This is a genomic window from Agrobacterium tumefaciens (genome assembly GCF_009649785.1).
In the GTDB taxonomy this organism is placed as follows: Bacteria; Pseudomonadota; Alphaproteobacteria; order Rhizobiales; family Rhizobiaceae; genus Agrobacterium; species Agrobacterium tumefaciens.
Map to the genome: position 1 here is coordinate 35,824 of NZ_WJOK01000003.1, position 23,980 is coordinate 59,803.

General features: G+C 58.0%; 24 protein-coding genes. 21 read left to right on the plus strand and 3 right to left on the minus strand.

Annotated elements, in window-relative coordinates; genetic code table 11:
• Positions 1–328: 328 nt before the first annotated feature.
• The 15 genes from GH784_RS04010 (at position 329) to GH784_RS04075 (ending at position 15,502) form a co-directional block, all read left to right on the plus strand.
• The gene (locus tag GH784_RS04010; RefSeq protein WP_013762171.1) at positions 329–1,018 is read left to right on the plus strand and encodes a hydrolase; all 690 of its coding nucleotides are present in this window, start codon (positions 329–331) and stop codon (positions 1,016–1,018) included.
• A gap of 62 nt (positions 1,019–1,080) precedes the next feature.
• Positions 1,081–1,368, plus strand: a complete 288-nt coding sequence (locus GH784_RS04015; protein WP_003519470.1) for a XapX domain-containing protein — start codon at positions 1,081–1,083, stop codon at positions 1,366–1,368.
• Positions 1,368–3,350, plus strand: coding sequence for an amidohydrolase (locus tag GH784_RS04020; RefSeq protein WP_013762172.1), 1,983 nt, complete (start codon positions 1,368–1,370; stop codon positions 3,348–3,350). The genes GH784_RS04015 and GH784_RS04020 overlap by 1 nt, the downstream gene beginning before the upstream one ends.
• Positions 3,351–3,523: 173 nt before the next feature.
• Positions 3,524–3,967 (plus strand): DoxX family protein, encoded by a 444-nt coding sequence (locus tag GH784_RS04025; RefSeq protein WP_065705711.1) that lies wholly within the window; start codon positions 3,524–3,526, stop codon positions 3,965–3,967.
• Positions 3,964–5,562 carry an MFS transporter gene (locus GH784_RS04030; RefSeq protein ID WP_065687457.1) on the plus strand — a complete coding sequence of 533 codons (1,599 nt, stop codon included), beginning with the start codon at positions 3,964–3,966 and terminating at the stop codon, positions 5,560–5,562. The genes GH784_RS04025 and GH784_RS04030 overlap by 4 nt, the downstream gene beginning before the upstream one ends.
• Before the next feature lie 112 nt (positions 5,563–5,674).
• Entirely contained in the window at positions 5,675–5,983 is a 309-nt protein-coding gene (locus tag GH784_RS04035) for a hypothetical protein (RefSeq protein WP_141566664.1), read from the plus strand.
• Positions 5,984–6,176: 193 nt separating this feature from the next.
• Complete coding sequence (locus GH784_RS27090; protein ID WP_173995255.1) at positions 6,177–6,353, plus strand: hypothetical protein; 177 nt, start codon at positions 6,177–6,179, stop codon at positions 6,351–6,353.
• 218 nt (positions 6,354–6,571) lie between these two features.
• The gene (paoA, locus tag GH784_RS04040) at positions 6,572–7,210 is read left to right on the plus strand and encodes an aldehyde dehydrogenase iron-sulfur subunit PaoA (protein WP_003518348.1); all 639 of its coding nucleotides are present in this window, start codon (positions 6,572–6,574) and stop codon (positions 7,208–7,210) included.
• Positions 7,207–8,157: an FAD binding domain-containing protein gene (locus GH784_RS04045; RefSeq protein WP_003518347.1), complete on the plus strand. Its 951-nt coding sequence runs from the start codon at positions 7,207–7,209 to the stop codon at positions 8,155–8,157. The genes paoA and GH784_RS04045 overlap by 4 nt, the downstream gene beginning before the upstream one ends.
• A 5-nt stretch (positions 8,158–8,162) precedes the next feature.
• On the plus strand, positions 8,163–10,361 hold the full coding sequence (gene paoC, locus GH784_RS04050; protein WP_003518345.1) for an aldehyde oxidoreductase molybdenum-binding subunit PaoC: 2,199 nt from the start codon (positions 8,163–8,165) through the stop codon (positions 10,359–10,361).
• Positions 10,351–11,310: an XdhC family protein gene (locus GH784_RS04055; protein WP_065705713.1), complete on the plus strand. Its 960-nt coding sequence runs from the start codon at positions 10,351–10,353 to the stop codon at positions 11,308–11,310. The genes paoC and GH784_RS04055 overlap by 11 nt, the downstream gene beginning before the upstream one ends.
• A 32-nt stretch (positions 11,311–11,342) precedes the next feature.
• The gene (locus GH784_RS04060; RefSeq protein WP_233284964.1) at positions 11,343–11,948 is read left to right on the plus strand and encodes a nucleotidyltransferase family protein; all 606 of its coding nucleotides are present in this window, start codon (positions 11,343–11,345) and stop codon (positions 11,946–11,948) included.
• Positions 11,949–12,086: 138 nt separating this feature from the next.
• Positions 12,087–12,392, plus strand: a complete 306-nt coding sequence (locus GH784_RS04065) for a putative quinol monooxygenase (protein WP_035252727.1) — start codon at positions 12,087–12,089, stop codon at positions 12,390–12,392.
• A gap of 299 nt (positions 12,393–12,691) precedes the next feature.
• Positions 12,692–13,678 carry a GlxA family transcriptional regulator gene (locus GH784_RS04070; RefSeq protein ID WP_003518336.1) on the plus strand — a complete coding sequence of 329 codons (987 nt, stop codon included), beginning with the start codon at positions 12,692–12,694 and terminating at the stop codon, positions 13,676–13,678.
• 66 nt (positions 13,679–13,744) lie between these two features.
• Positions 13,745–15,502: a putative bifunctional diguanylate cyclase/phosphodiesterase gene (locus tag GH784_RS04075; RefSeq protein WP_236768968.1), complete on the plus strand. Its 1,758-nt coding sequence runs from the start codon at positions 13,745–13,747 to the stop codon at positions 15,500–15,502.
• Positions 15,503–15,563: 61 nt separating this feature from the next.
• Here GH784_RS04075 and GH784_RS04080 read toward each other — a convergent pair whose 3' ends face one another.
• Entirely contained in the window at positions 15,564–15,767 is a 204-nt protein-coding gene (locus GH784_RS04080; RefSeq protein ID WP_003518333.1) for a cold-shock protein, read from the minus strand.
• 503 nt (positions 15,768–16,270) lie between these two features.
• Between GH784_RS04080 and GH784_RS04085 the strand changes: the two genes are divergently transcribed.
• From GH784_RS04085 to GH784_RS04110, 6 genes are all read left to right on the plus strand, one after another.
• Positions 16,271–17,383: an ABC transporter ATP-binding protein gene (locus tag GH784_RS04085; RefSeq protein ID WP_019566835.1), complete on the plus strand. Its 1,113-nt coding sequence runs from the start codon at positions 16,271–16,273 to the stop codon at positions 17,381–17,383.
• A complete protein-coding gene (locus GH784_RS04090) occupies positions 17,380–18,030 on the plus strand; it encodes an ABC transporter permease (RefSeq protein WP_019566836.1) in 651 nt (216 codons plus the stop codon). The genes GH784_RS04085 and GH784_RS04090 overlap by 4 nt, the downstream gene beginning before the upstream one ends.
• Positions 18,027–18,704 carry an ABC transporter permease gene (locus tag GH784_RS04095; protein WP_065705717.1) on the plus strand — a complete coding sequence of 226 codons (678 nt, stop codon included), beginning with the start codon at positions 18,027–18,029 and terminating at the stop codon, positions 18,702–18,704. Before GH784_RS04090 ends, GH784_RS04095 begins: the two co-directional genes overlap by 4 nt.
• Before the next feature lie 61 nt (positions 18,705–18,765).
• Entirely contained in the window at positions 18,766–19,680 is a 915-nt protein-coding gene (locus GH784_RS04100; protein ID WP_003518329.1) for an ABC transporter substrate-binding protein, read from the plus strand.
• Between the two features lie 104 nt (positions 19,681–19,784).
• Positions 19,785–20,528 (plus strand): histidine utilization repressor, encoded by a 744-nt coding sequence (gene hutC / locus GH784_RS04105; RefSeq protein WP_035252724.1) that lies wholly within the window; start codon positions 19,785–19,787, stop codon positions 20,526–20,528.
• 79 nt (positions 20,529–20,607) lie between these two features.
• Positions 20,608–22,098, plus strand: coding sequence for an HAL/PAL/TAL family ammonia-lyase (locus tag GH784_RS04110; protein ID WP_065705719.1), 1,491 nt, complete (start codon positions 20,608–20,610; stop codon positions 22,096–22,098).
• Positions 22,099–22,121: 23 nt separating this feature from the next.
• Here GH784_RS04110 and GH784_RS04115 read toward each other — a convergent pair whose 3' ends face one another.
• Positions 22,122–22,868 carry a phosphate/phosphite/phosphonate ABC transporter substrate-binding protein gene (locus GH784_RS04115; protein ID WP_065705721.1) on the minus strand — a complete coding sequence of 249 codons (747 nt, stop codon included), beginning with the start codon at positions 22,866–22,868 and terminating at the stop codon, positions 22,122–22,124.
• A 20-nt stretch (positions 22,869–22,888) separates the two neighbouring features.
• Positions 22,889–23,932, minus strand: coding sequence for a fatty acid desaturase (locus tag GH784_RS04120; protein ID WP_065705723.1), 1,044 nt, complete (start codon positions 23,930–23,932; stop codon positions 22,889–22,891).
• Between the last annotated feature and the right edge of the window lie 48 nt (positions 23,933–23,980).

Genomic DNA, 23,980 nt, shown 5'->3' on the forward strand with positions numbered 1-23,980 from the left:
CGACTCTGCGCATCAAATTTCCTTCAGAAGTTTTCGGAACGAGTGGCCGCGTATCGCAGCCCCGTGCGAAGTCCGCAGCTCAGCCGGATCGAGAGATTATTGTTGCGATAAAAGCAATTCATTCGCAATTAATATTGCAATTCTACGGGGTCGCAAGTCGCGCTACCTTTTCTATCAGCAGCCGAGGCAGCAAGCGACAGAAAGCATCGGTTTCAACCTCCCGACGGTATTGGAAGCTCTGTCCCTGGGCACGGCATCCGACCGAAAGGTCCTGCTCATTTCATAACCGGCCGCATTCGCGGTCCAAAACAACCGAAGAGGAATTGACATGTCCAAGCTTGAAGTTCTTACCCCCGCCAACAGCCAGCTCATTTTCATCGATCAGCAGCCGCAGATGGCATTCGGCGTTCAGTCTATCGACCGCCAGACCCTGAAGAACAACGTTGTTGGCTTGGCCAAGGCTGCCAAGATTTTCAACGTGCCAACCACGATTACCACGGTTGAAACCGAGAGCTTCTCCGGCAACACCTTCCCCGAACTTTTGGCCGTCTATCCGCAGAATGACATCCTTGAACGCACCTCGATGAACTCCTGGGATGATCAGAACGTACGCGATGCGCTGGCAAAGAATGCTGCCAACGGCCGCAAGAAGATTGTCGTCTCCGGTCTGTGGACCGAAGTCTGCAACACGACCTTTGCACTCTCTGCTTTGCATGACGTTCCGGAGTACGAAATCTACATGGTCGCCGACGCTTCCGGCGGCACCTCTTCCGATGCGCACAAATATGCAATGGACCGCATGGTGCAGGCTGGCGTCATACCCGTCACCTGGCAGCAGGTCTTGCTCGAATGGCAGCGCGACTGGGCTCGCAAGGAAACCTACGATGCGGTCACCACACTTGTGAAGGAGCATTCCGGCGCTTACGGCATGGGCATCGATTACGCAGTCACCCACGTCCACGGCGGTGCCGAACGCGTCAGCCATGGGAAGCGCATCGGCCCGAACCCCGCGAAGTAAGCCAGATCAACCGCTCCGGTGACGCATCGGAGCGGTTGTCCGTTTTAACGAGGATGACTCTCATGAAAATCTATCTTCTGTCTCTTGGCGCGGGTCTGCTGGTCGGCATCGTCTACAGCCTGCTCAACGTGCGTTCGCCTGCTCCGCCGGTTATCGCGCTTGTCGGCCTGCTCGGCATTCTCGTCGGTGAGCAGATCATCCCGCTCGCCAAATCGCTCTGGAGCAAGGAGCCGGCAGCGGTTTCCTGGCTCCAGCAGGTGAAGCCCCACATGTTCGGTCACATGCCGAAGGGCGGAAATTCTCCGGAGATTGCCCATCGTTCGCAAACCAATTTGGAGGAGCGGAGCTGATGACGACGCGCCGAACCTTCCTTGGAGCGGCCTCGAGCCTGGCGTTTTCGAACCTCTTCTCAAAGGCCAATGCCGCCGATCCCAACCAGACCGGAATAGATACCATGCACCCAGACCTGATCCTCCATAACGGTCGTTTCACGACCCTTGACCGCACCAATCCAAACGCGACCGCGGTCGCCATCAAGGATGGACTGTTTCTTGAAGTCGGTTCGGACAGCGAGGTCATGTCCCTTGCTGGTTCCAACACCAGGATCGTCGATCTCAAGGGCAAGCGCGTTCTGCCCGGCCTCATCGATAACCACACCCACGTTGTGCGTGGCGGGCTAAACTACAATATGGAATTGCGCTGGGACGGCGTGCGCTCGCTGGCAGATGCAATGGACATGCTCAAGCGCCAGGTGGCGATAACGCCAGCCCCGCAATGGGTGCGTGTTGTCGGCGGGTTCACCGAACACCAGTTTGCGGAGAAGCGTCTGCCGACGATTGAGGAGATCAACGCAGTCGCGCCAGATACCCCAGTATTTCTGCTGCACCTCTATGACCGCGCGCTCTTGAACGGTGCTGCACTGCGCGCCGTCGGTTACACCCGCGATACGCCCAATCCACCCGGTGGCGAAATCACCCGTGATGCCAACGGCAATCCGACTGGTCTGTTGCTGGCCAAGCCTAATGCCGGCATTCTCTATTCCACCCTTGCCAAGGGACCCAAACTGCCTCTCGACTATCAGGTCAACTCCACCCGCCATTTCATGCGTGAGCTCAATCGTCTTGGCGTAACGGGTGTGATTGATGCAGGCGGTGGCTTCCAGAACTACCCTGATGACTACGAGGTCATTCAAAAACTCTCTGACGAGAACCAGATGACGGTGCGTCTGGCCTATAATCTCTTTACCCAGAAGCCCAAGGAAGAAAAGCAAGACTTTCTCAACTGGACGTCTTCGGTCAAATACAAGCAGGGCAACGACTATTTCCGTCACAACGGTGCCGGAGAAATGCTGGTCTTCTCCGCGGCGGACTTCGAGGACTTTCGCCAGCCACGTCCGGAAATGGCGCCGGAAATGGAAGGCGAACTCGAAGAAGTGGTGCGCGTTCTGGCCGAGAACCGTTGGCCATGGCGCATGCACGCCACGTATGACGAGACAATCTCCCGTTCGCTTGATGTCTTCGAGAAGGTCAACAAGGACATTCCGCTTGAAGGTTTGAACTGGTTCTTCGACCATGCCGAAACCATCTCGGACCGGTCTATTGACCGCATTGCGGCTCTTGGTGGCGGCATCGCAACCCAGCATCGCATGGCCTATCAGGGCGAATATTTTGTCGAGCGATATGGCCAAGGCGTTGCCGAAGCGACCCCACCGATCCGAAAGATGCTCGACAAGGGCGTCAACGTTTCCGCCGGCACGGATGCGACCCGCGTCGCCTCCTACAATCCCTGGGTCTCGCTGTCCTGGATGGTGACCGGCAAGACGGTAGGTGGCATGCAACTCTATCCGCGTGCCAACTGCCTTGATCGCGAGACGGCTCTGCGGATGTGGACTGAAAAAGTCACATGGTTTTCGAATGAAGAAGGCAAGAAAGGCCGTATCGAGAAAGGCCAGTTCGCCGACCTTGTCGTTCCCGACAAGGACTTCTTCTCCTGCGCCGAAGACGAGATCTCGTTCCTGGTATCGGAGCTGACCATGGTTGGCGGCAAAATCGTCTATGGAGCGGGTGACTTCAAAACGCTCGACGAGAACGACGTGCCGCCTGCAATGCCCGACTGGTCTCCAGTCCGCAAGTTCGGCGGATATGCGGCATGGGGCGAGCCGGAAGGTGCTGGCGCGCGGTCTCTAAGGCGCACGGCTATCTCGACCTGTGGCTGCGCCAGCGATTGCGGCGTGCATGGTCACGACCATGCGGGAGCCTGGACCTCGAAACTTCCGATCGCCGACCTCAAGGGTTTCTTCGGCGCTCTTGGCTGCTCTTGCTGGGCAGTCTGATCGTGCCCTCGCTTGGGCGACTTCTGTTCGCCCAAGCGATCCGACCCCATAATTGCAATATTGGCAATTAAATCGAAACTATTGCTGCAATTGTTGGCAGTGCGATCACCGGCCAATATCGCTCCATCAAACGCGGCCGCTCGATCACGTCAGCGACCAAAAAGGAGCAGGATATGACCTACCAATCCCCTATATCGAATTCGGCCTCGAGCGGACTTGCACGCGTCGTCGGCTCTCCCATTACGAGAACTGTATCGCTGCTTGCTCTCTGCGCTGCCTACATCCAGGGTCCACTCACCAAGATTTTCGATTTCAATGGCGCGCTTGCTGAGATGAATCATTTCGGTCTGCACCCTGCCGCTCTCTTTGCCGTCGTCGTCATCGTGTTCGAGCTTACGGCCTCCGCGATGGTGGTCTCGGGCTTCCTGCGCTGGGCAGGCGCACTCGCACTTGCAGGCTTTACGCTTCTCGCGACGTTCATTGCTCTTCGCTTCTGGGAAATGGCGCCCGGCATGGACCGCATGATGGCAACGAACGCCTTCTTCGAACACATCGGTCTGGCCGGTGCATTCATCTTCGTTGCAGCGGCCGACCTTGCAAAGGGAGCGGGTAAATGAGCGCCGCGAAAACATCCGGGGGCACTTTTGCTCCTCTCGCACAGCCCGTCTTCGCGGTCCTGTGGATTGCAACGGTTCTCGGCAATACCGGAAGCTTCATGCGCGATGTCGCAAGCTCATGGCTGATGACGGACCTCTCGGCATCGCCTGCTGCAGTCGCCATGGTTCAGGCGGCCGGAACATTGCCGATCTTCCTGCTTGCCATTCCGGCAGGCGTTCTCACCGACATTCTGGATCGCCGCAAGTTCCTGATTGCGGTCCAGCTCCTGCTGGCCTCCGTAAGTATCTCGCTGATGGTCCTCTCGCAGACAGGCATGCTTTCCGTGAGCGCACTGATCGGCCTGACCTTCCTCGGCGGCGTTGGTGCCGCGTTGATGGGCCCGACCTGGCAGGCGATTGTTCCTGAACTGGTGAAACGCGAGGACGTGAAGAGCGCTGTCGCTCTCAACTCTCTCGGCATCAATATCGCTCGTTCCATCGGCCCAGCTGCTGGCGGTTTGCTTTTGGCAGCGTTCGGGGCGGGGATCACCTATGGCGCAGACGTTGCAAGCTACATCTTCGTTATCGCGGCTCTGGTGTGGTGGCCACGTGCCAAAAACGCCAACGACGCTCTACAAGAGAACTTCTTCGGTGCGTTCAGGGCTGGCCTACGTTACACTCGCTCAAGCCGCCCCCTGCATGTCGTCCTTCTTCGTGCCGCCATCTTCTTCGCATTCGCCAGTGCCGTCTGGGCACTTCTTCCGCTGGTTGCCCGTCAACTGCTGGGTGGTGATGCCAGCTTCTACGGTATTCTGCTTGGTGCGGTCGGCGCCGGTGCGATCGGTGGAGCATTGGTCATGCCGAGGCTACGCGAACGCCTGAGCTCGGATGGTCTGCTTCTTGGCGCAGCGGTGATCACCGCAGTTGTCATGGGTGTCCTTTCGCTCGCCCCGCCGAAGATCGTCGCCATTATCGCTCTTCTGTTCCTCGGTGGTGCTTGGATCACCGCCCTTACGACCCTGAACGGCGCAGCCCAGGCTGTTCTGCCCAATTGGGTGCGTGGGCGTGGCCTCGCTGTCTATCTGACCGTATTCAACGGAGCCATGACGGCGGGCAGCCTCGGCTGGGGTGCTGTGGGCGAAGCCGTTGGAATTCAGACGACATTGCTTATCGGTGCAGCTGGCTTGCTCGTTGCAGGGTTCATCATGCACCGCGTAAAGCTCCCGGCTGGTGACGCCGACATGGTGCCGTCCAACCACTGGCCGGAACCGCTGGTCGCCGAGCCTGTTGCTCATGACCGTGGTCCTGTCCTGATCCTCATCGAGTACAAGGTCGAGAAACAGCATCGTTCAGCCTTCCTGCGTGCTCTCGACCACCTGTCTCAAGAACGCCGCCGCGATGGTGCCTATGGGTGGGGTGTGACGGAAGATTCCGCCGATCCGGAAAAGATCGTCGAGTGGTTCATGGTGGAATCCTGGGCTGAGCACCTCCGCCAGCACAAGCGGGTTTCCAACGCCGATGCAGACGTGCAGGGAAAGGTTCTGACCTACCATGTTGGTCCGGACAAACCCGTCGTTCGTCACTTCCTGACGATCAATCGGCCAGGGGCGGCGTAAATATTCCATAAAAAGGGCGGCTCTGGCCGCCCTTTTTTTATGCCATTTGACGCAGGAAACTTGGAGCCGACTAAACTTTTCTCATTCATCCGTTGTCGTGATAAGGTACCAGATGGATGTCGGCCATCATGCAAGCGGCATCTCAAAACACGAGCGCTATCGCGCCAATCGATTTGGTTTTCTCGCCCATCCTCCCCGCCAGAAAAGCCTGACCAAACGGCGCATATACGGATCGATTAACCGGCTCCTGCTGCATTCGAAGCGAAAAAGCCGCAATCCAGCTTTACAACTGTCTGAAAGACGTGGAGGAGCGTGGCACCGTGAAACATCCTATCCCAGCGCTGTTTGTATGTATGGCGTCGCTCGTCGCCTCAACCGCCCCCGTTTTCGCAAATTGCTTTTCTCTGGTTGGGCGGCCTGAATGGCCGCTCATTGCAGGGGCAGTTTCCTCAGCACAGGTTTGTGAGCAGCTCCCAGCCGGGCCCAACCAAACTCGCAGTTTCCGCGTGCAATCCGCAGAACTTTGCCGTGGCGTGGATCAAAACTCCACTCTCAGAGCTACGGCCATAGTTACTTGCGAAAGCCCTCCCGACGCGCTTTTCGAGATGCCACCGATGCAGTCGGAGATTGCGGTGATCGTTTCAGTCAACGAAAGAGCATGCAAAATCACCGATGCTCAAATTCAGATCGGCGGTGAGCTGGGAAGGCTGCTGCCCGGCACGGTGGATGCCAGCGAACTCGCGAGGCGCTGGACGGGGTCGCAATTGTCGCAACTCTGCCAGATGCGTTAGTTTTATGAGCGCGTGGTCTACTCCATCTCTCGAAAGACGGCCTGGGTGACAGTGGGCGGCTGACGGTGGCTGCCCCATGGATCGCGTATGCCGATTTATGAGCCTCGCTAATAAGTGTTAGCGAAAAGGCGCATCTAATCATCTTCTTTTGCTTCCCTATGTTGAGATATGGCGTTTCTCCGAGTGCGCCAGGCCATCAACAACGAATGGAGCTGGAGATGAGAGATCACTCACATTTGGAACTTTCGCGGCGGGACTTACTTGTTTCCTCGGCGGCGGCAATTGCTGTCACGGGAGTTGCGGCAAAAGGAGCCGCAGCACAGTCCTCGGGGGAAGAAATGAATTTCAAGACAAGTGTTTCCTTCAAAGTGAACGGCGAGATGCATGATCTCGAACTCGACAATCGCACGAGCTTGCTCGACGCCTTGCGCGAGCACCTTCATCTAACCGGCACAAAGAAAGGCTGCGATCACGGACAGTGCGGCGCTTGTACCGTGATGGTGGATGGACGCCGGATCAATTCGTGCCTGACGTTGGCTGTGATGCACGACGGTGACGAGGTCACCACCATCGAGGGCCTCGGACAGCCTGGAAACCTGCATCCCATGCAAGCCGCGTTCATCAAACACGACGGTTTTCAGTGTGGTTACTGTACTCCCGGACAAATCTGTTCCTCCGTGGCGGTCTTGGAGGAAATTAAGTCGAATATCCCAAGCCACGCCACTGCAGACATTTCCGCAAAGGTGGAAGTCACCGCGGCAGAAGTTCGGGAACGAATGAGCGGAAACATCTGTCGATGCGGCGCCTACTCGAACATTCTCGATGCAATTGCCGAAGTCGGGGGGATCGAAGCATGAGAGCCTTCACATACGAGCGAGCCACAACGGCTCAGGCGGCAGCGAAAGCGGCAGCAGCCAATCCGGAAGCCAAATTCATCGCCGGCGGGACAAATATCCTGGACTTGATGAAGCTGGAGATCGAGCACCCGGCGCATCTCATCGACATCAACGGAGTTGGTCTCGACAAGATCGAAACCACCTCTGATGGCGGTCTGCGCATAGGGGCTCTGGTCCGCAATACCGATCTGGCAAGCGACGAGACTGTCCGTCGCGACTATGGTTTGCTTACCCGCGCCCTGGTCGCCGGGGCGTCTGGTCAACTGCGAAACAAGGCCACCACCGCGGGCAATCTCCTACAGCGCACGCGCTGTCCGTATTTCTATGACACCAACCAACCGTGCAACAAGCGGCAGCCGGGAAGCGGATGTTCGGCCCTTGGCGGTTTTTCGCGACAGCATGCAGTCGTTGGAAGCAGCGAATCCTGTATCGCCACTCATCCCAGCGACATGGCTGTTGCGATGAGGGCGCTCGACGCAACCGTCGAAACGGTCAATGGCGACGGCCGTAGCCGCGCAATCCCGATCGCAGACTTTCACAGGCTTCCCGGCGATACCCCACACATCGAGACGGTCCTGGAGCCGGGCGAGTTCATAACTGCGGTCACGCTGCCGAAGCCAATTGGGGGCAAGCATATCTATCGCAAGGTGCGCGATCGGGCCTCCTACGCGTTTGCGCTCGTATCCGTCGCTGCGGTGATCCAGCCGGATGGCACCGGCCGCGTGGCTGTCGGTGGCGTCGCTCACAAACCCTGGCGAACAGGCTCAGGTGACCGGGAGCTGAAGAGCGGTGCAAAAGCCGCAAGCGCGGCACTTCTCGGCGACGCTCGCCCGACGGAGCAAAATCGCTTCAAGATAACCCTCGTGGAACGAACGATCGGTGCGGTGATCGCAGAGGCAAGGGGATAACGACCATGAAATTCGACACACCTGCAATCAACAATCCCATCGACCGGATGAAAGTCGTCGGTCAGCCTATCCCACGCATTGACGGCCAAGAGAAAACGACGGGCCGAGCAATGTATGCCTACGAATGGCACGATCCGAATATTCCTTACGCCTACGGGTATCCGGTCGGTGCCGCGATTGCGAAGGGCCGTATCCGGTCGATATCGACCGACGCCGCAAAGCGGTCCCCCGGCGTTTTGACGGTTGTCACCACCTTGGACGTGGGCAAGCGCGAGAAGGGTAAATTCAACACAGCCAATCTTTTTGGTGGCGATGAAGTCCAGCACTATCACCAGGCGGTGGCAGTGGTCGTCGCAGAAACCTTCGAGCAGGCGCGCGCCGCAGCTTCGCTTGTGACAGTAGAATATGAAACTGCGCCCGGGAGCTTCGATCTCAAGAAGGCCAAGGACAGTGCGGTCAAGCCCGACGAGAAGCAGCAGCCCGACACGGCAGTCGGTGACTTCGAGGGAGCCTTCAAGAGCGCACCGGTCACTCTCGACGAAAGTTATACCACTCCAGATCAGTCACATTCCATGATGGAGCCCCATGCGTCCATCGCTGCGTGGCATGGCGATAAACTGACCGTTTGGACGTCCAGCCAGATGATTGATTGGTGGCGATCCGATCTGGCGACTACACTTGGTATCGACAAGGACAATATCCATTTGATGTCGCCATTCATAGGCGGGGGTTTCGGGGGTAAGCTTTTCTTGCGGGCCGACGCGGTGCTCGCTGCCTTTGCAGCAAAGGCTACTGGACGTCCGGTCAAGGTTGCGCTTCCCCGTCCGTTCATAGCCAACAACACGACGCATCGGCCGGCGACGATCCAGCGTATTCGCATTGGAGCGACACAGGACGGCAAAATCACCGCGATTGCTCACGAAAGCTGGTCGGGTGACCAGCCTGGGGGCCAGCTGGAAACGGCTGTCAATCAGACACGACTGCTCTACGCGGGTGAGAACCGGATGACTGCCATGAGACTGGCCACGCTTCACTTGCCCGAAGGCAATGCGATGCGGGCGCCCGGCGAAGCGCCGGGGTTGATGGCCCTCGAGATCGCCATAGACGAGATAGCTGAAAAGGTGGGCGTCGATCCGGTCGAGTTTCGGATACTCAACGACACTCAGGTCGATCCTGAGAAGCCCGAGCGCGCTTTTACCCAAAGGAACCTGGTCGGCTGTCTCAAGCTCGGGGCGGAACGGTTTGGCTGGAACCAGCGCGGCAAGCCGGGTTCCCGACGAGAAGGAAACTGGCTTATCGGATCGGGTGTTGCAGCCGCTTTGCGAAACAATCTTCTCCTCCCATCCGCAGCAAGGGTTCGGCTCGGCGTGGACGGTATTGCAACGGTTGAAACCGATATGACCGATATCGGGACCGGCAGCTATACCATCATCGCACAAACAGCAGCTGAGATGTTGGGCCTGCCGGTCGATCGAGTAGCCGTTCAGCTGGGCGATTCCCGCTTTCCGGTTTCGGCGGGGTCGGGCGGGCAGTTCGGCGCGAACTGTTCTACCTCCGGCGTCTACGCAGCCTGCGTGAAGCTTCGTGAGGCGGTGGCGCAGAAACTCGGCTTTAACACTGATGACGTCGTGTTCGAGAACGGACAGGTTCGATCTGGAAACCGTTCGGTAGCGCTTACGGAGGCGGCTGCGCCAAACGGCCTTGTTGGCGAGGATGGAATGGAATGGGGCGATCTTTCCGAAGCCCATCAACAGTCAACGTTCGGTGCCCACTTCGTGGAAGTCGGCGTTGACGTGGCCACGGGTGAAACGCGCATTCGACGCATGCTGGCCGTCTGTGCGGCCGGACGGATCCTGAACCCGATAACAGCGCGCAGCCAGGTGATTGGTGCCATGACAATGGGTGTGGGTGGAGCGCTGTCAGAGGAGTTGGCGGTCGATACGAAGCAAGGCTTCTTCGTCAACCACGATCTGGCTGGCTACGAAGTTCCGGTGCATGCCGACATTCCCCATCAGGAAGTGATTTTCATGGACGAAGCAGACCCCATGTCGTCGCCGATGAAGGCCAAGGGCGTTGGCGAGCTTGGTCTCTGCGGGGTTTCTGCAGCTGTCGCCAACGCAATCTACAATGCCACCGGGGTGAGGGTGCGTCACTATCCTGTGACGCTCGACAAGATCATAGGCGGGCTGCCGGATGTTGCATGACGACATCGCCGCCCTCACGGATATCTGTCCTCAGGAGGATATCCAAGCTGCGACAAAGCCGACGCCGGTCAGGTCGTTGCTCACCGATGATACGGAAGAAATATTTGGCTTTGCGATAAGGGAGCTTGCAAAGGGGAGGGTGGCACTTGCCACCCTTGTCGAAATTCGCGGGGGAGCGGCGCGCGCGCTTGGCTCCCATGTCGCCGTTGCGGCCGATGGTCGTTTTTGTGGTTATGTGTCTGGGGGCTGCATTGAGGCGGCTGTCGCTTCCGAGGCGCTCGACGCAATGGGCGAGAACAGAGATAGGGAGGTGAAGTTCGGATTAGGCTCCCCCTTTTTCGACATTTCCCTGCCGTGCGGTGGTGGGATTACAGTGTCGATCCACGTGCTGCAAAATACCGAGATGTTGAGCGGCGTTCTTGAACAGCTTCATCAGCGCCGGACCACGGGCCTGCGCTACACGAGGCAGACCCAACAGCTCGAGATCGTCGAACCGCCATCGCGGGCCGGTTGCGCCGACGACCGCTTTTTCACGGTCTATCGGCCGCGCACGCGTGTCGTGATTTCCGGTCAAAGTATAGAGGCCGAGAGGGTCGCTGATATAGCCCAATCCTCCGGCTACGAGGTGGTGGCCTGCACAGCGAACGAAAAAGTTGTGCCCGATATCGATCAGTACACCGCTGTTGTTCTTCTCCATCACGACCTTGATGCGGAGCAGGCCGTTCTGCAAGCCGCGTTACGGTCACCCGCATTCTACATCGGCGCCTTGGGGAGCACCCGTACACACCGTAGACGGGTCGATTTCCTTGTCAGCTCCGGTTTCTCCCGGGCAGATACTGATCGGATAAGGGCACCGATCGGACTTTTCGGGCCAACCCGCGATGCGAACTCCCTTGCCCTGTCCATCCTTGCCGACATCGCGGCAAGCCGCTTGTCCCTTTATGCGTGAGGTTCGGTGTGGAAGCGGCAGGAGATAGACGAGTGTCAGTTGCCGTGGTTGTCCTGGCCGCTGGACGATCGAGCAGGATGGCGGGTGCCGGGCACAAGCTTCTTGCGCGTTTTCGGGAAACCAGCCTCGTTCGTCGGGCCGCATTGGCAGCTATTGGGGCCGGCAGTCGTTCTGTGGTTGTTGTGACCGGATACCGAAGCTCGGACGTCGAGGCCGAAATTGCAGGGCTCGACGTGATCATCGCGAGAAATTCCAACTTCAGTGACGGAATGGCAAGCTCGATCGTGCTCGGCGTCCAGCGCGCCGCGTTGCAAGCTCCCGACGGGATTATGATCATGCTTGCGGATATGCCGTTGCTTGAACCTGCGGATATTGACGCACTCATCGGCGCTTTTGCGGAGAGAAACGGAAAGGCGATTATTCGCGCGGTGTGCGAAGGAAATCCGGGAAACCCGGTTGTCTTTCCTCGCGCCGCATTCCCGCAGCTCATGGCGCTTATAGGCGACAGCGGCGCGCGCAAGATAATCACCCAATCTGGTCTCGACGTCATCGACATAGAGATTGGCGAAAGCGCCAAGGTGGACATAGACAACACAGAGCAGCTCGTTGCTTTAGGTGGCCATCCAGAAATCGACTGATCATCGAAACCTCATGTGTGCAGAGGCGTGGATCGCATTTTTACATCGACACCCCTTTTTATTGTCCATCACCGAACATTTGTCGTGCTTAACGCGTTCCTTCAGTTGCGGCACAATGATGTGCCCATGGAGGTGGTCATGACCAAATTCGCGCTTTACGTTCCGCTCGAGGCAATGCCCGGCAAAGAACAGGAGGTCGCCGAGTTTCTGCGATCAGCCTTACCGCTGGTCAATGCAGAGCCCGGCACGATTTCCTGGTATGCGATACAGGGAGGCCCAACTTCGTTTGCAATCTTCGATACGTTCGACGATGAGGACGGTAGGGATGCGCACTTAAATGGCCAAGTCGCTGCAGCCTTGATGGCGAAGGCAGAGGCAGGGGACCTGTTCGCCAAGCCGCCGCAGATACACATGCTGTCTATCCTCGCCGAAAAGCGTTCATAGCCCAGACTATTCGGACCTCATAATGTCGAACAGATGGGCTCAGATCGGCAACAAAATGAGATAATATCTCGTTCACCAATGGCTGGCGGCTGGGATTGCGGTAGCAACCATAAAAGCATCCATTAGTGGTCGGCAGTTCGAACAAAGTCAGCGCGTGCAGAGTTCTTCCGTCGCTTCGAGCTAATACCTTTGACTTTGACGGACCTTCAGCATTGTGCAACCGTCGCCACATAGACCGGCGTCGGCGCGTAGATTCTCGTCGAGAGCTTTGAGTCCTTTGTGCAGGGAAAGATACTCTCATGCGGATCGTGATCTTCGTTCCAAAGGACGTGCATTCTCTGGAGCTTGCAGGGCTAATGGACGTGTTTGCCGAAGCAAATGCCCGTGTTGAAAAGTTATTCTACGAAGTTGCTGTCTTGGCAGGGCACGAGGGGACGATCCGCTGTGCATCGGGGCTAAAAATCCTGACCGACTGCGCTTTCGATGCGTACCTTGGTAGCCCCGATACATTGCTTGTAGCCGGCAGCGTCGGAGTTCCGCAAAGTCCGGGCGGGCGTGTTGTCGACTGGATTGTTAAAATCGCGGCTCAGGCGCGGCGCTATGGCTCCGTCTGCACAGGGGCATTCGTGCTTGGCGAGGCAGGTCTACTGAAAGACCGGCGTGTTACGACGCACTGGCAGTTCGCGTCACTGTTGGCCGAGCGCTTCCCCGAGACGCGGGTGGAAAGCGACCGGGTTTTTGTCCGTGATGGCGCGATGATCACGTCGGCCGGTTCCAGCGCGGCTATAGATCTCGGCCTTTCCCTCGTCGAGGAGGACTTGGGCCGGGAGATTGCGCTCTACGTTGCTCGCCGACTCGTCGTGTTTCTGAAGCGACCAGGCGATCAGTCGCAGTTCAGCGTGCATCTGGCGGCACAGGCTATCGACCGCAGCCGTCTACACAACGTCCAGCAATATGTTCTGAACCATCCGGCGGCTGACCTCTCTGTCAGCGCCTTGGCGAAGATCGCGGCCATGAGTGTGCGGAACTTTACGCGTGTTTTTTCGCAGGAGGTCGGTATATCGCCATCAGACTATGTCGACCGGACCCGTATCGACGTTGCGCGCTTCCTTTTGGAGGGGAGCCGCCTGCCAATCGCTTTGGTGGCAGCGAGAAGTGGTTTTGGATCGACACGCGCGATGCGCCGTGCCTTTGTTTCGCACGCTGGAGTGACGCCGTCCGACTACCGTGATCGCTTTCGGACGTCCGGCGATGGCGCGAGAATCAGTTTGTCCGAAAACGGCTGACGCTTGTCTTGGAACCGCCTCGGCTGCGGGTTGCCCCGCCCGTGTTCGCCGTCCATGGTTCTTGTCATGGAAGAATTCGAAAAACGCATGCAGTCGCACCTCATGCAGCCCGCGCCGGTCATTTCGGACAATGCGCTTCTCAGCTCCGACGCTATCAGGCCAATTCTTGCGACGCTGGTCGAAGAACTAACCGATGGGATCGCGATCGCACAGCGTTTGGGCGCCAATTCGCCTTTGCTCTATGTCAATCAGGCCTTCGAGCATCTGACTGGCTACGCTCGGAACGAGGTCGTCGGGAAAGATTGCCGCTATTTGCAGGGCAACGAGCGCGACCAACAAGAGGTCGTCCACATTCGCGCTGCGATCGATGCGGCGGAGCCTCTGGACTCAACGCTGCGTAACTATCGAAAGGACGGGTCGGCGTTCTGGAACAGTCTCAGTCTCCGGCCTGCCTGGGTGGGCGAAGAACTATTCTACGTCGGCATACTGCGCGACGTCTCGGCGATTCGCCAGGCGCACACCGCGCTGGATCGTGTCGCGAACCTCGACGCGACCACGGGTTGCCTGAACCGTCAAGCATTTATCCTGGCTACCGAGGAGCGTTTCGCAACCAATGCCAAAGCGACGCCCTTGGTCGTGAAGCTGGATGTGATCGGTTTTCACGATTTCAACACGGGATACGGTTTCGAAATCGGGGATGCCCTGCTTTATGAAACAGGGCGGCGGCTGCGGGACGTGGGCGCTGCCCAGGTGGGACGCATGGGCGCCAATGAGTTCGCTTTGGCTTTTGAGCTCACGGATGGATCAAGTGCGGATACTATCGTGGCAGCGGTATTCGCTTCGCTTGCCGCTGACTTCGTCGTGCCAGGTGCAAGTGTCTCACTGCGTTTCGCCATCGGCTATGCGGTGGGCCAGCCTCGGGCGAGACCCATTTCGCTGATCCGCAATGCCGGCATCGCCCTGTGGGCCGCCAAGTCCGCCCCTCTGGGTGGTCCGCGACGGTTTCGAGACTCGGATCACGAACAGGCAAGCCGACGCGTGCGAATGACTCGCGAATTGAAGGTCGCGGTCGCGAATGACGAATTTGTGTATCACTTCCAACCCCAGGTAGACCTTGCAACCGGCGAGTGGGTGGGTGCGGAAGCTCTGATACGCTGGAATCATCCTCTGTTTGGCAGCCAGCTCCCCGGAAGTTTCGTCGAGACTGCCGAGCGATCAGGTCTGCTGCTTGATCTGACCGAACGAAGTCTGACGACCGTCGCAGCTTATGCACGGCGCATTAACGCGCATCGCGGCAAGGCTTTGCGCTTTGCGGTGAATGTATCCGCCGGGGAGTTCCTGCAGCATGACATGGCCGAAATGCTGGATCGGGTCCTGTGCCTGACCAAGGCCGACCCGGCATGGTTGACGCTTGAGATCACCGAAAGCATGTTTCTCAGCGATACACCCGGCGTGATGGACGCATTTCAGCGGCTGCGACAGAGCGGCGTCGGCCTTTCCGTCGATGACTTCGGCACGGGCTATTCAAACCTGCGATCGCTCGAAACCTTTCCGGTTACCGAGATCAAGATAGACCGCACCTTTATCAGCGAACTCGCAACGAGGCCGTCCAGAAGGGTGATTGTCCAGGCCGTTATCGATCTTGGACGCGCCCTTGGGTTAACTGTGGTTGCAGAAGGCGTGGAGACCGAGGCCCAGCGCAAAATGCTTCGCGAAATGGGCTGTCCGGTCGGCCAAGGCTACCTTTTCGGCCGTCCCATCGACGCCGAAGTTTTTGCAGCCGGCTTGGCACGGATCGGGAGCGACGGGGTGGAAACAGTCTAAGGTCAGCGGGAGTCAGGACCGATTTGGCCCCGCGAGTAATCGCGGAGCCAAGAGACGCTGATTAGATGAGGCTGACGTTCTCGGCCTTGGACTTTCCAGTCTTGCGGTCCTGTCCCACATCGTAGCTGACCTTCTGGCCATCCTGAAGAGAACCACCAAACCCTACGGCGGAGATGTGGACGAAGACGTCCGGGCCGCCGTTGTCCGGAGTGATGAAGCCGAAGCCCTTGTCCTGTGCGAAAAATTTGACGGTACCTGTTGCCATGTTATCCTCGTTAATTGAATACGACGCGGTAATACTATTGTTCGATGGCGGTGGCCACAAGGCTTTATGGCCTTCTCGAGACAAGTCGCCGTGGATGAGTGGCTTTCAAAAACGCCTGTTTTGCGGTCTCAGTCACGATCAGCACGCGATCTGTTGAATTTCAGCACGAATTAATTCGTATTTCCATTCTGCTCCCGCGCACAAAAATCGAAGCAACGAGGTGCTTATGAACAAATTTGTCGCGTTGAGCGGGCCTGATCTTGATCGGCAAAGCAGCGCGGTTTGAAGGCGTAAAGAGTTGCGGCCGCCGAGATCGCTTGCTCTATGTGCATACAACGTCTCTATAGCGGTCAAAATGCTTAAATTTTAGTCTTTTCCAGTGTTGCGGATATTTTCATCGATCTATCTTGCGGACGCGCTATTTGCGTGCTTGTATAGACAACCTAGGCAGTCATCACAGTTGCCGAGCCTGAAGGCGCAGACAGAGCGCAGGAGAGATTTGCATGATCGTCTTCGACAACGTCACCAAGCAATATGCGGGCGCGGCTACTGCCGTAAACGGTTTGTCCCTGACGGCGCCAAACGGCAAACTGACCGTGTTCGTCGGCCCTTCGGGGTGCGGGAAAACCACATCCTTGCGGATGATCAACAGGTTGATCGTACAATCGTCCGGGTCGATCCTTCTTGACGGCGAACCGACAGATGGCATGGACGTGGCACTGCTGCGTCGTCGTATCGGTTATGTCATCCAGCATGCCGGGCTTTTCCCCCATCGCACCGTTGTTCAGAACATAGCGACCACTGCGCGGCTAAACGGAGCGCCAAAGGAAAAAGCACTGCGCACGGCGCATGAGTTGCTTGAGCGTGTAGGGCTGACCGCCGCCTTTGCCGATCGTTATCCGTGGCAGCTTTCGGGTGGCCAGCAGCAACGCGTCGGCGTTGCACGTGCACTCGCTTCCGATCCCAAATTCATGCTGATGGACGAACCCTTCAGTGCTGTCGATCCCGTCGTTCGCACACAGTTGCAGGACGAATTTCTTCGCTTGCAGCGTGAGATTGGCAAGACCATCATCATGGTGACCCATGATATTGACGAAGCGTTGAAGCTTGGCGATCAGGTTGCTGTTTTGCGTGCCGGCGGAACGCTTGCGCAGATCGCCACTCCAGAAGAATTGCTGGCGCGCCCGGCAGATGCCTTCGTGGCGGACTTTATCGGCCGGGACAGAGGGTATCGCTTCCTGAGTTTCGCCGAATTTGATGGTGCAGTCCCTCTCGGTGCGGAGCCGACAGCCTTGCTCGGCGCAACACCGGACAGCCTTCGTGGCGTTGCAACGGATCGCTGGGTTCTGGTGACTGACGCCGAACATCGTCCGATCGGATGGGCCGATGCGCAGGGTCTCAGGCAGCCACTGCGTGAGGGAGATCTCAATCTCAGCGGTACGCTGGCGCCGGAAGGTAGCAGTTTGCGCCATGTGCTAGATGCAGCGTTGAGTTCGCCCTCCGGCCGCGGGGTCATCGTAGGGTCAACGGGCCAGCTTGTCGGCACCGTCACACTCTCTGATGTCGCCAAAGCCATCGAAGCCGCGCGGGTCGGTCGCTTCGGAGGTCAGCCATGAGGTTTGATTGGCTCTACCGGGAATCCGGGCGGATTTTCGAGCTTTTTATCTGGCATCTCGGCCTTTCGGTCATCCCGGTGGTGATCGGCCTGCTTCTTGCCCTGCCGCTCGGTTGGATTGCGCAGCGGGCCGGTTTATTCCGGTCGACCCTGCTGGGGGTTGCCGGACTTCTTTACACAATTCCGTCGCTTGCGCTGTTCGTACTGCTGCCGCTGGTGCTCGGCACCCGTATACTCGATCCGCTAAACGTCGTCGTCGCGCTGACGATCTACGCGTTGGCGCTTCTGGTGCGAACAGTGAACGATGGTTTGGAATCGGTTTCGCCAGACGTCCTCCAGGCGGCCAATGCCATGGGCTACAGACAGGTTGCGCGTCTGGTGATGGTGGAGCTACCTCTCGCGGTCCCTGTGATTGCCGCCGGATTGCGTGTGGCCGTGGTTTCCAATGTCAGCATCGTTTCCGTAGCGGCACTGGTTGGAACGCCGCAACTTGGTCTGCTCTTCACGCAGGGGCTTCAACTGCGGTTCCTGACGCCGATCATAGCAGGCATCGTACTCTGCGTGCTTCTCGCAGCCTTGCTGGACGGGCTTGTTCTGTTCATTTCACGTCGCCTGACGCCGTGGCAGCCTGGGAGTGCGGCGCGATGATCGAATGGTTTAGCGATCCAGCTCACTGGACAGGGAGTGATGGTGTCATCGTTCTCGTCGGTCAGCATCTGGCTTATAGCTTTGCGGCCCTTTTTCTCGCCTGTCTGATTGGCTTGCCGGTTGGGCTTTATGTGGGACACACGGGACGCGGTGTCGTCTTCATCGCGGGTCTCGCAAATGCGCTGCGCTCCCTTCCAAGCCTCGGCCTGATCGCACTTCTTGTGATTGTTTTTGGCCCCGTTTTCGCATCCGACATGGCTTTTATCGTACCCAGCCTTATCGTGCTCGTGCTTCTGGCCGTGCCGCCGATCATGACCGGCAGTTACGCCGGTATCGCGGCGGTGGATCCCGCTGCGGTGGATGCTGCAAGAGGCATGGGGAAACGTCCGCTCGATATTCTGTTCGATGTGGAACTGCCCTGCGCTCTGCCATTGATCTTTTCCGGTCTGCGCAGCGCCACGCTTCAGATCATCTCGACCGCAACCATCGCCGCTTATGTTTCTCTTGGTGGTCTCGGTCGCCTGATCATCGATGGGCGGGCGCAGAATGATTATTATCAGATGGCCGCAGGTGCCGTTCTCGTCGGTGCGTTGGCCCTGACCGTGGATCTGACCATCGGCGTCATATCGAGGGTCACCGTATCACCAGGGCTGACGCGTCGAGCGAAGCGTTAGAGGTTCGAAAATAACCGGGTTTTCTATTCTACGACTGTTTCAACATAAAGGAGAAGCTCGCATGGCATTCAGGATCATCACTGCCGCCAGCGCATTTGCGCTCATGGCACTTTCCGCTGCTTCGGCATTGGCGCAAAGCAATCCGCTGGCCGCGCCAGCCACTCCGCGAACCGATACGACGACAATCATCGTCGGTTCCGCCGACTTCCCCGAAAGCCAGCTTCTGGCGACGATCTACGCCAAGGCCCTTGCCGCCAAGGGTGTTGCCGTCGAAACGAAGTTGAGCATCGGTAGCCGCGAAGTCTATATCCCTGCGTTGCTGGACGGATCAATCGATCTGTTGCCGGAGTATGCTGGTGCGACGCTGAGCTATCTCGACAAGAACGCCACAGCCCATTCGCCAAGCGATGTGGCCGCAGCGCTCAAGGCGGCTCTGCCGAAAGGCGTCTCGATGCTGACACCCTCCGCAGCACAGGATTCCGATAGCGTGGCTGTGACGCGCGCGACCGCTGACAAATACAAGCTGAAGACGATTGCCGATCTCGCACCCGTAGCCTCGCAGCTCGTACTTGGCGGTCCACCGGAATGGAAAACGCGCAAGGAAGGCATTATCGGTCTGAAGGAACTTTATGGCCTCGAGTTCCAGTCGTTCAAATCGCTTGACGTCGGTGGCCCGCTGACCCTTTCGGCACTCATCAACGGTCAGGTCCATGCTGCAAACCTGTTCTCGACCGATCCGGCCATCGCTGCAAACGATCTCATCGTGCTTGAAGACGTCAAGAACCTCTTTCCCGCCCAGAACATCGTACCAGTGATTGCCACACCGAAAGTTAGCGACGTTGTGACAAGCACTCTCGATGCTGTTTCTGCCGCCCTGACGACGAAAGATCTCGTCGTTATGAACGGTCGTCTGGCCAATCACGACAGTTTCGATGTCGTGGCGGGCGACTGGCTGGCCGAACACAAATTGAACTGAATCTATCGGCAAAGGGCGTGGCATTGCCCCGCCCTTTGCCGACAACCCTGCGTATTGGTGACGTCATAGCTATGGATCACGACAGAAAGATTTTCCGGGAAGTGATGTCACCGATATCTGAGAACGCTCATGACGCGCAGGGCACCGAAGACCAGAGTTCACCACTCTATGTAAAGCTGAAGGACTATGTCCGCAGTCGCGTCGAGGCGGGTGAGTGGAAGATCGGTCAACGTGTTCCATCGGAAAACGAACTGGTCGATATTCTCGGTGTCAGCCGTATGACGGCCAACCGCGCTTTGCGTGAGCTGGCCGACGAAGGGCTTGTGGTGCGTGTACGCGGCAAAGGTTCGTTCGTTGCGTCCAAGAAGCGCACATCGCAGTTCCAGAGCGTACCCAACATTGCCGAAGAAATAACACGCAACGGCGGTGTTCACAGCGCGCGGGTCATACTTCTTCAAATCGAAACCTGCGATCCAGATCTTGCCGAAGCGCTCGCTGTTCCGGCTGGCAGCCTTGCTGCGCACTCGATCATTGTGCATGCGGAAGACGGCGTGCCGATGCAAATCGAGGATCGTTTCGTCAATTCGGACTGCGCGCCCGATTACATCAAACAGGATTTCAACCTCGTAACACCCAACGGTTATCTCACGCGAGTGGCACCGATCGTGAAAGCCGAGCAGCATATCGAGGCGGTCAGCGCACAGCCCTGGGAATGCAAGCTGCTGGCGATTTCCAAGACGGAACCATGCCTGCTCGTGCGTCGTCGCACATGGTCGACAAAGGGGATCGTGTCTTCTGTCCGCCTCCTTTATCCCGGCAGCCGCTATCGTCTTTACAGCAGTAATTGAGACACGGGCCAACGCCGGCAGTATTCAAAATGGAAAATTCCCGCTCCTCGCAGCCGTTTCTGCATCATAGGAAAACGTCATGACTGTTCTACTGGATGATGGATTGAGTTGGCGCGATGTGGCCCATATCGGCAAGGGCGAGGCACTGCGTGTGTCAGACGCGGCCTATCTGCGGATTGACCGGGCGAGCCAGATCGTTGACAGCATCGTCGAAAGCGGTGTGCGTGCCTATGGCATCAATACCGGGGTCGGTGCACTGTCGGACACTGTGGTGGATCGCACCGCGCAGGGTCGGCTGTCGCGCTCCATTATTCTCAGCCATGCCTGCGGTGTCGGCCCGTTGTTGGATCCTCGCGAAGTTCGGGCAATCATGGCGGCGCAGATCGCCAATTTCGCCCATGGGCACTCCGGTGTCCGACGCGAGATCGTCTCGCATCTGTCGACGTTTCTGGAACAGGATTGTATTCCCGACGTGCCGTCCCGCGGATCGGCGGGCTATCTGGTGCACAACGCGCATGTTGCGCTTGTTCTGATCGGAGAGGGCCAGGCCCGGCTCGGCGGGCGCGTTATGAGTGGACGAGATGCCCTGGCGGCAATGGGACTTCAACCCATCGTGCTGGGTGCCAAGGAAGGGCTGAGCCTCGTCAATGGTACAGCCTGTGCGACCGGTCTTTCCTGCATGGCACTCGCGCGGGCCAATCACCTGCTAGATTGGGCCGATGCCATAGCGGCGCTGACGCTTGAAGCAGCAGGCTGCCAGATCGACGCTTTTGACGAGACGGTTCTCGCGCTGCGTCCCTCGACGGGAATCGCGGCCGTCGGGGCCGCTCTGCGATCCCGGCTTGAAGGCAGTGGGCTGGTTGCCGCCGCTCATGGCAGGCGGACACAGGACGCGCTAAGCCTGCGTGCCGTGCCGCATGCGCATGGTGCTGCACGCGACATCTTCGATGCCTGCGCCTCCATCGTTGACCGAGAGCTCGCCTCCGTCACCGACAATCCCGCGATCCTTGGCACGCCCGAGCAGCCCATCGTCTCGTCGGAGGCGCATGCCGTTGCCCCGGCATTGGGGCAGGCGGCAGACAGTCTCGCCATCGCCATTGCACAGATTGCGTCCATGAGCGAGCGCCGTATCGACAGGCTGGTCAATCCTCTGGTGAGTGGTCTGCCGCCATTTCTGGCGACCGATGCCGGAAGCCATTCAGGTTTCATGATCGCGCAATATACGGCCGTAGCCCTTGTCGGCGATAGCAGACGTCTTTCCGCGCCTGCCTCCACAGATGGAGGGCTGACATCGGGATTACAGGAGGATTTCCTCTCTCATCCCACGGCAGCCGCCAACAAGCTGCTCGCGGTTCTCGACAATGCAGAATATATTCTGGCCATCGAATGGATGGCCGGGGTGCAGGCCCATGATTTCCTGGAAAATGTTGCCGGGCGGGCAGCCGGAACAAATGCGGTCTACAATCTGCTTCGCGAGCACCTCCAGCCCTATTCGGATGACCGGCCCCTGTCTGCGGACATGGAAAAGGCAAGGCTGCTCCTGCGTGATTTCTCGCCACCGGATATGTGATTGAAAGCCGTAAGGCTCGTGCCTTACATGGTGAAAGGCAGATCGATACCCTTGGCGCGGATGAAGGGCAGGCCTTTGCGCCGTGCAGTCCAGCCGATAACGTGAAGGCTCCGGGCGGCCGGTTCATGCCGTTGCGCAAGCATCCAGGATTTGCAGTCGATCGCGGCAATGTCCGCCCGGCCCTCGGCCACTGCGATGACGGAAGCGCGGTGCGCACCGGTTTCGAGACAATTTTCAAACAGATCGAGGCCCGCGCCTTCTGCTTCCAGATCGCGTTTCAAGCTGAGATAGCCGGATAATGACTTGTGCTCGTTGAATGCCAGTATTTTCCCGCTAAGAAATCCTTTCGGCAAAGCGGCCTCACCGGTTTTCGAAGGTTCAGCACCCTCTCCACCGTCTGCTATGCGGGCAATGATGGCGCTGGAATAGAACTCGCCTGCACCACCCTTGATGCCATTATAATCGCTCTGTCCAATCACCTGCACATGATCCTGCAGGCCAAACTCCATTGGGCCCCAGCAGGTGCCGGATATCAGCAGAGCCGGATGCCGCCAGAGCACCGCAAGATCCAATGCATCGGGATCGAGCGTGGCAGGGTCTGCGGCAATGATGGCGCCGTCCTTTCCACGAATACCTCCCGGAACCGCCGGCATATCGCCGTTGCGTCTGGTGAGGCCTTTGGGAGCGTCGATACCCTCTGCTAAAAAACGGGTGCGCATATCGGCCCACAGCTTGTCCGTCTCATTGCGCAGTTCGGGCCAGTCATACATTGGCAGTGCCGCGATCCATGTCACGATGGAATTTCCAGTCTCACGTCTTGTTCCTGCATCGCATGGTCAGAAAAAATCAGAGCGGCAGGCACGACGGGTGACGCGATTAAAACTTGCTCGTCCCGTCTCAAGACAGGATGCGCCACCGGTTCCTTGGCCTTGAAGGCGAAAGCGCGGAACACCTCGAAATAATTGCTGAACACATATCCGTCATTCATCTTCTGCCACTCCGCCCGCCTCTCGCTGTAGAGGGAGGGCAACTTATACCAGGCGGCTGTCGGCATTTTGTGATGCACGAAATGCAGGTTGTTATAGAGAAACAGTGGAGCCAGGATGGAGTTTTCAACAATGATCGTTCTCCCATCCGGCTGTTCGGACCATTGATGTTCGCAATAGGAGCGAATGGCAATGATGGATATGCCCAGATAGGCCGCCACACTAACATAGAGCCAGATTGGAACGCCGAAAATCAGGGATATGACCAGCAGTGTCGGAACAAGTCCGGCCAGATGCAGGGTCCAGGCATAGATCACCCGCCGATCACCCTGCGCGATCTTGCGCCATTCGGATATCGTGAAACCAACAACCATCAACGGAGGGCCGATGACCAGACGCCCGATGAACGTATTGTTCCATCCCAGCAGGACCTTGAGGAACGACGGCATCTTTTGCCAGTCGCCCATGGCCCGGTAATAGCTTTCCGGATCGTCGAATGGGTCGGTCAGACGCTCGTCTGCATGGTGTTGCAGATGCGTGCGCTTGTAACTGCGATAGGGGTAGAAAATCCCGAGCGGCAGAAAGACCAAAGCTTCGTTCAGTCGTGCATTGCGCGTGGGGTGCCCATGCAGAACCTCGTGCTGGAGCGAGGAGTGCAGGGCAACTGCAATGCCCATGAGCACCAGAGAAACGATTGGAAACAACGGATACAGAAAATATCCCGCGAAAATCCAGAGACCGTAACAGACCGCCAACAGCGAGACTGTTGGCCATTCAATTCGGTCACGCGTTCTTCTGCGGCGAATGCCAGTCAGCCGCGCCGTCTTCTTTGCCAATATGTCTGTCATTTCATACTCTTGATGCCCCTGTCACCGTAGGGTCGCATCAGTCTCAGC

Excerpts from the sequence above, each read along its gene's own strand:
- GH784_RS04010 (WP_013762171.1), top strand. The coding sequence starts at position 329 with ATGTCCAAGCTTGAAGTTCTTACCCCCGCCAACAGCCAGCTCATTTTC.
- GH784_RS04015 (WP_003519470.1), top strand. The coding sequence starts at position 1,081 with ATGAAAATCTATCTTCTGTCTCTTGGCGCGGGTCTGCTGGTCGGCATC.
- GH784_RS04020 (WP_013762172.1), top strand. The coding sequence starts at position 1,368 with ATGACGACGCGCCGAACCTTCCTTGGAGCGGCCTCGAGCCTGGCGTTT.
- GH784_RS04025 (WP_065705711.1), top strand. The coding sequence starts at position 3,524 with ATGACCTACCAATCCCCTATATCGAATTCGGCCTCGAGCGGACTTGCA.
- GH784_RS04030 (WP_065687457.1), top strand. The coding sequence starts at position 3,964 with ATGAGCGCCGCGAAAACATCCGGGGGCACTTTTGCTCCTCTCGCACAG.
- GH784_RS04035 (WP_141566664.1), top strand. The coding sequence starts at position 5,675 with ATGGATGTCGGCCATCATGCAAGCGGCATCTCAAAACACGAGCGCTAT.
- GH784_RS27090 (WP_173995255.1), top strand. The coding sequence starts at position 6,177 with ATGCAGTCGGAGATTGCGGTGATCGTTTCAGTCAACGAAAGAGCATGC.
- paoA (WP_003518348.1), top strand. The coding sequence starts at position 6,572 with ATGAGAGATCACTCACATTTGGAACTTTCGCGGCGGGACTTACTTGTT.
- GH784_RS04045 (WP_003518347.1), top strand. The coding sequence starts at position 7,207 with ATGAGAGCCTTCACATACGAGCGAGCCACAACGGCTCAGGCGGCAGCG.
- paoC (WP_003518345.1), top strand. The coding sequence starts at position 8,163 with ATGAAATTCGACACACCTGCAATCAACAATCCCATCGACCGGATGAAA.
- GH784_RS04055 (WP_065705713.1), top strand. The coding sequence starts at position 10,351 with ATGTTGCATGACGACATCGCCGCCCTCACGGATATCTGTCCTCAGGAG.
- GH784_RS04065 (WP_035252727.1), top strand. The coding sequence starts at position 12,087 with ATGACCAAATTCGCGCTTTACGTTCCGCTCGAGGCAATGCCCGGCAAA.
- GH784_RS04070 (WP_003518336.1), top strand. The coding sequence starts at position 12,692 with ATGCGGATCGTGATCTTCGTTCCAAAGGACGTGCATTCTCTGGAGCTT.
- GH784_RS04075 (WP_236768968.1), top strand. The coding sequence starts at position 13,745 with ATGGAAGAATTCGAAAAACGCATGCAGTCGCACCTCATGCAGCCCGCG.
- GH784_RS04080 (WP_003518333.1), bottom strand. The coding sequence starts at position 15,767 with ATGGCAACAGGTACCGTCAAATTTTTCGCACAGGACAAGGGCTTCGGC.
- GH784_RS04085 (WP_019566835.1), top strand. The coding sequence starts at position 16,271 with ATGATCGTCTTCGACAACGTCACCAAGCAATATGCGGGCGCGGCTACT.
- GH784_RS04090 (WP_019566836.1), top strand. The coding sequence starts at position 17,380 with ATGAGGTTTGATTGGCTCTACCGGGAATCCGGGCGGATTTTCGAGCTT.
- GH784_RS04095 (WP_065705717.1), top strand. The coding sequence starts at position 18,027 with ATGATCGAATGGTTTAGCGATCCAGCTCACTGGACAGGGAGTGATGGT.
- GH784_RS04100 (WP_003518329.1), top strand. The coding sequence starts at position 18,766 with ATGGCATTCAGGATCATCACTGCCGCCAGCGCATTTGCGCTCATGGCA.
- hutC (WP_035252724.1), top strand. The coding sequence starts at position 19,785 with ATGTCACCGATATCTGAGAACGCTCATGACGCGCAGGGCACCGAAGAC.
- GH784_RS04110 (WP_065705719.1), top strand. The coding sequence starts at position 20,608 with ATGACTGTTCTACTGGATGATGGATTGAGTTGGCGCGATGTGGCCCAT.
- GH784_RS04115 (WP_065705721.1), bottom strand. The coding sequence starts at position 22,868 with ATGTATGACTGGCCCGAACTGCGCAATGAGACGGACAAGCTGTGGGCC.
- GH784_RS04120 (WP_065705723.1), bottom strand. The coding sequence starts at position 23,932 with ATGACAGACATATTGGCAAAGAAGACGGCGCGGCTGACTGGCATTCGC.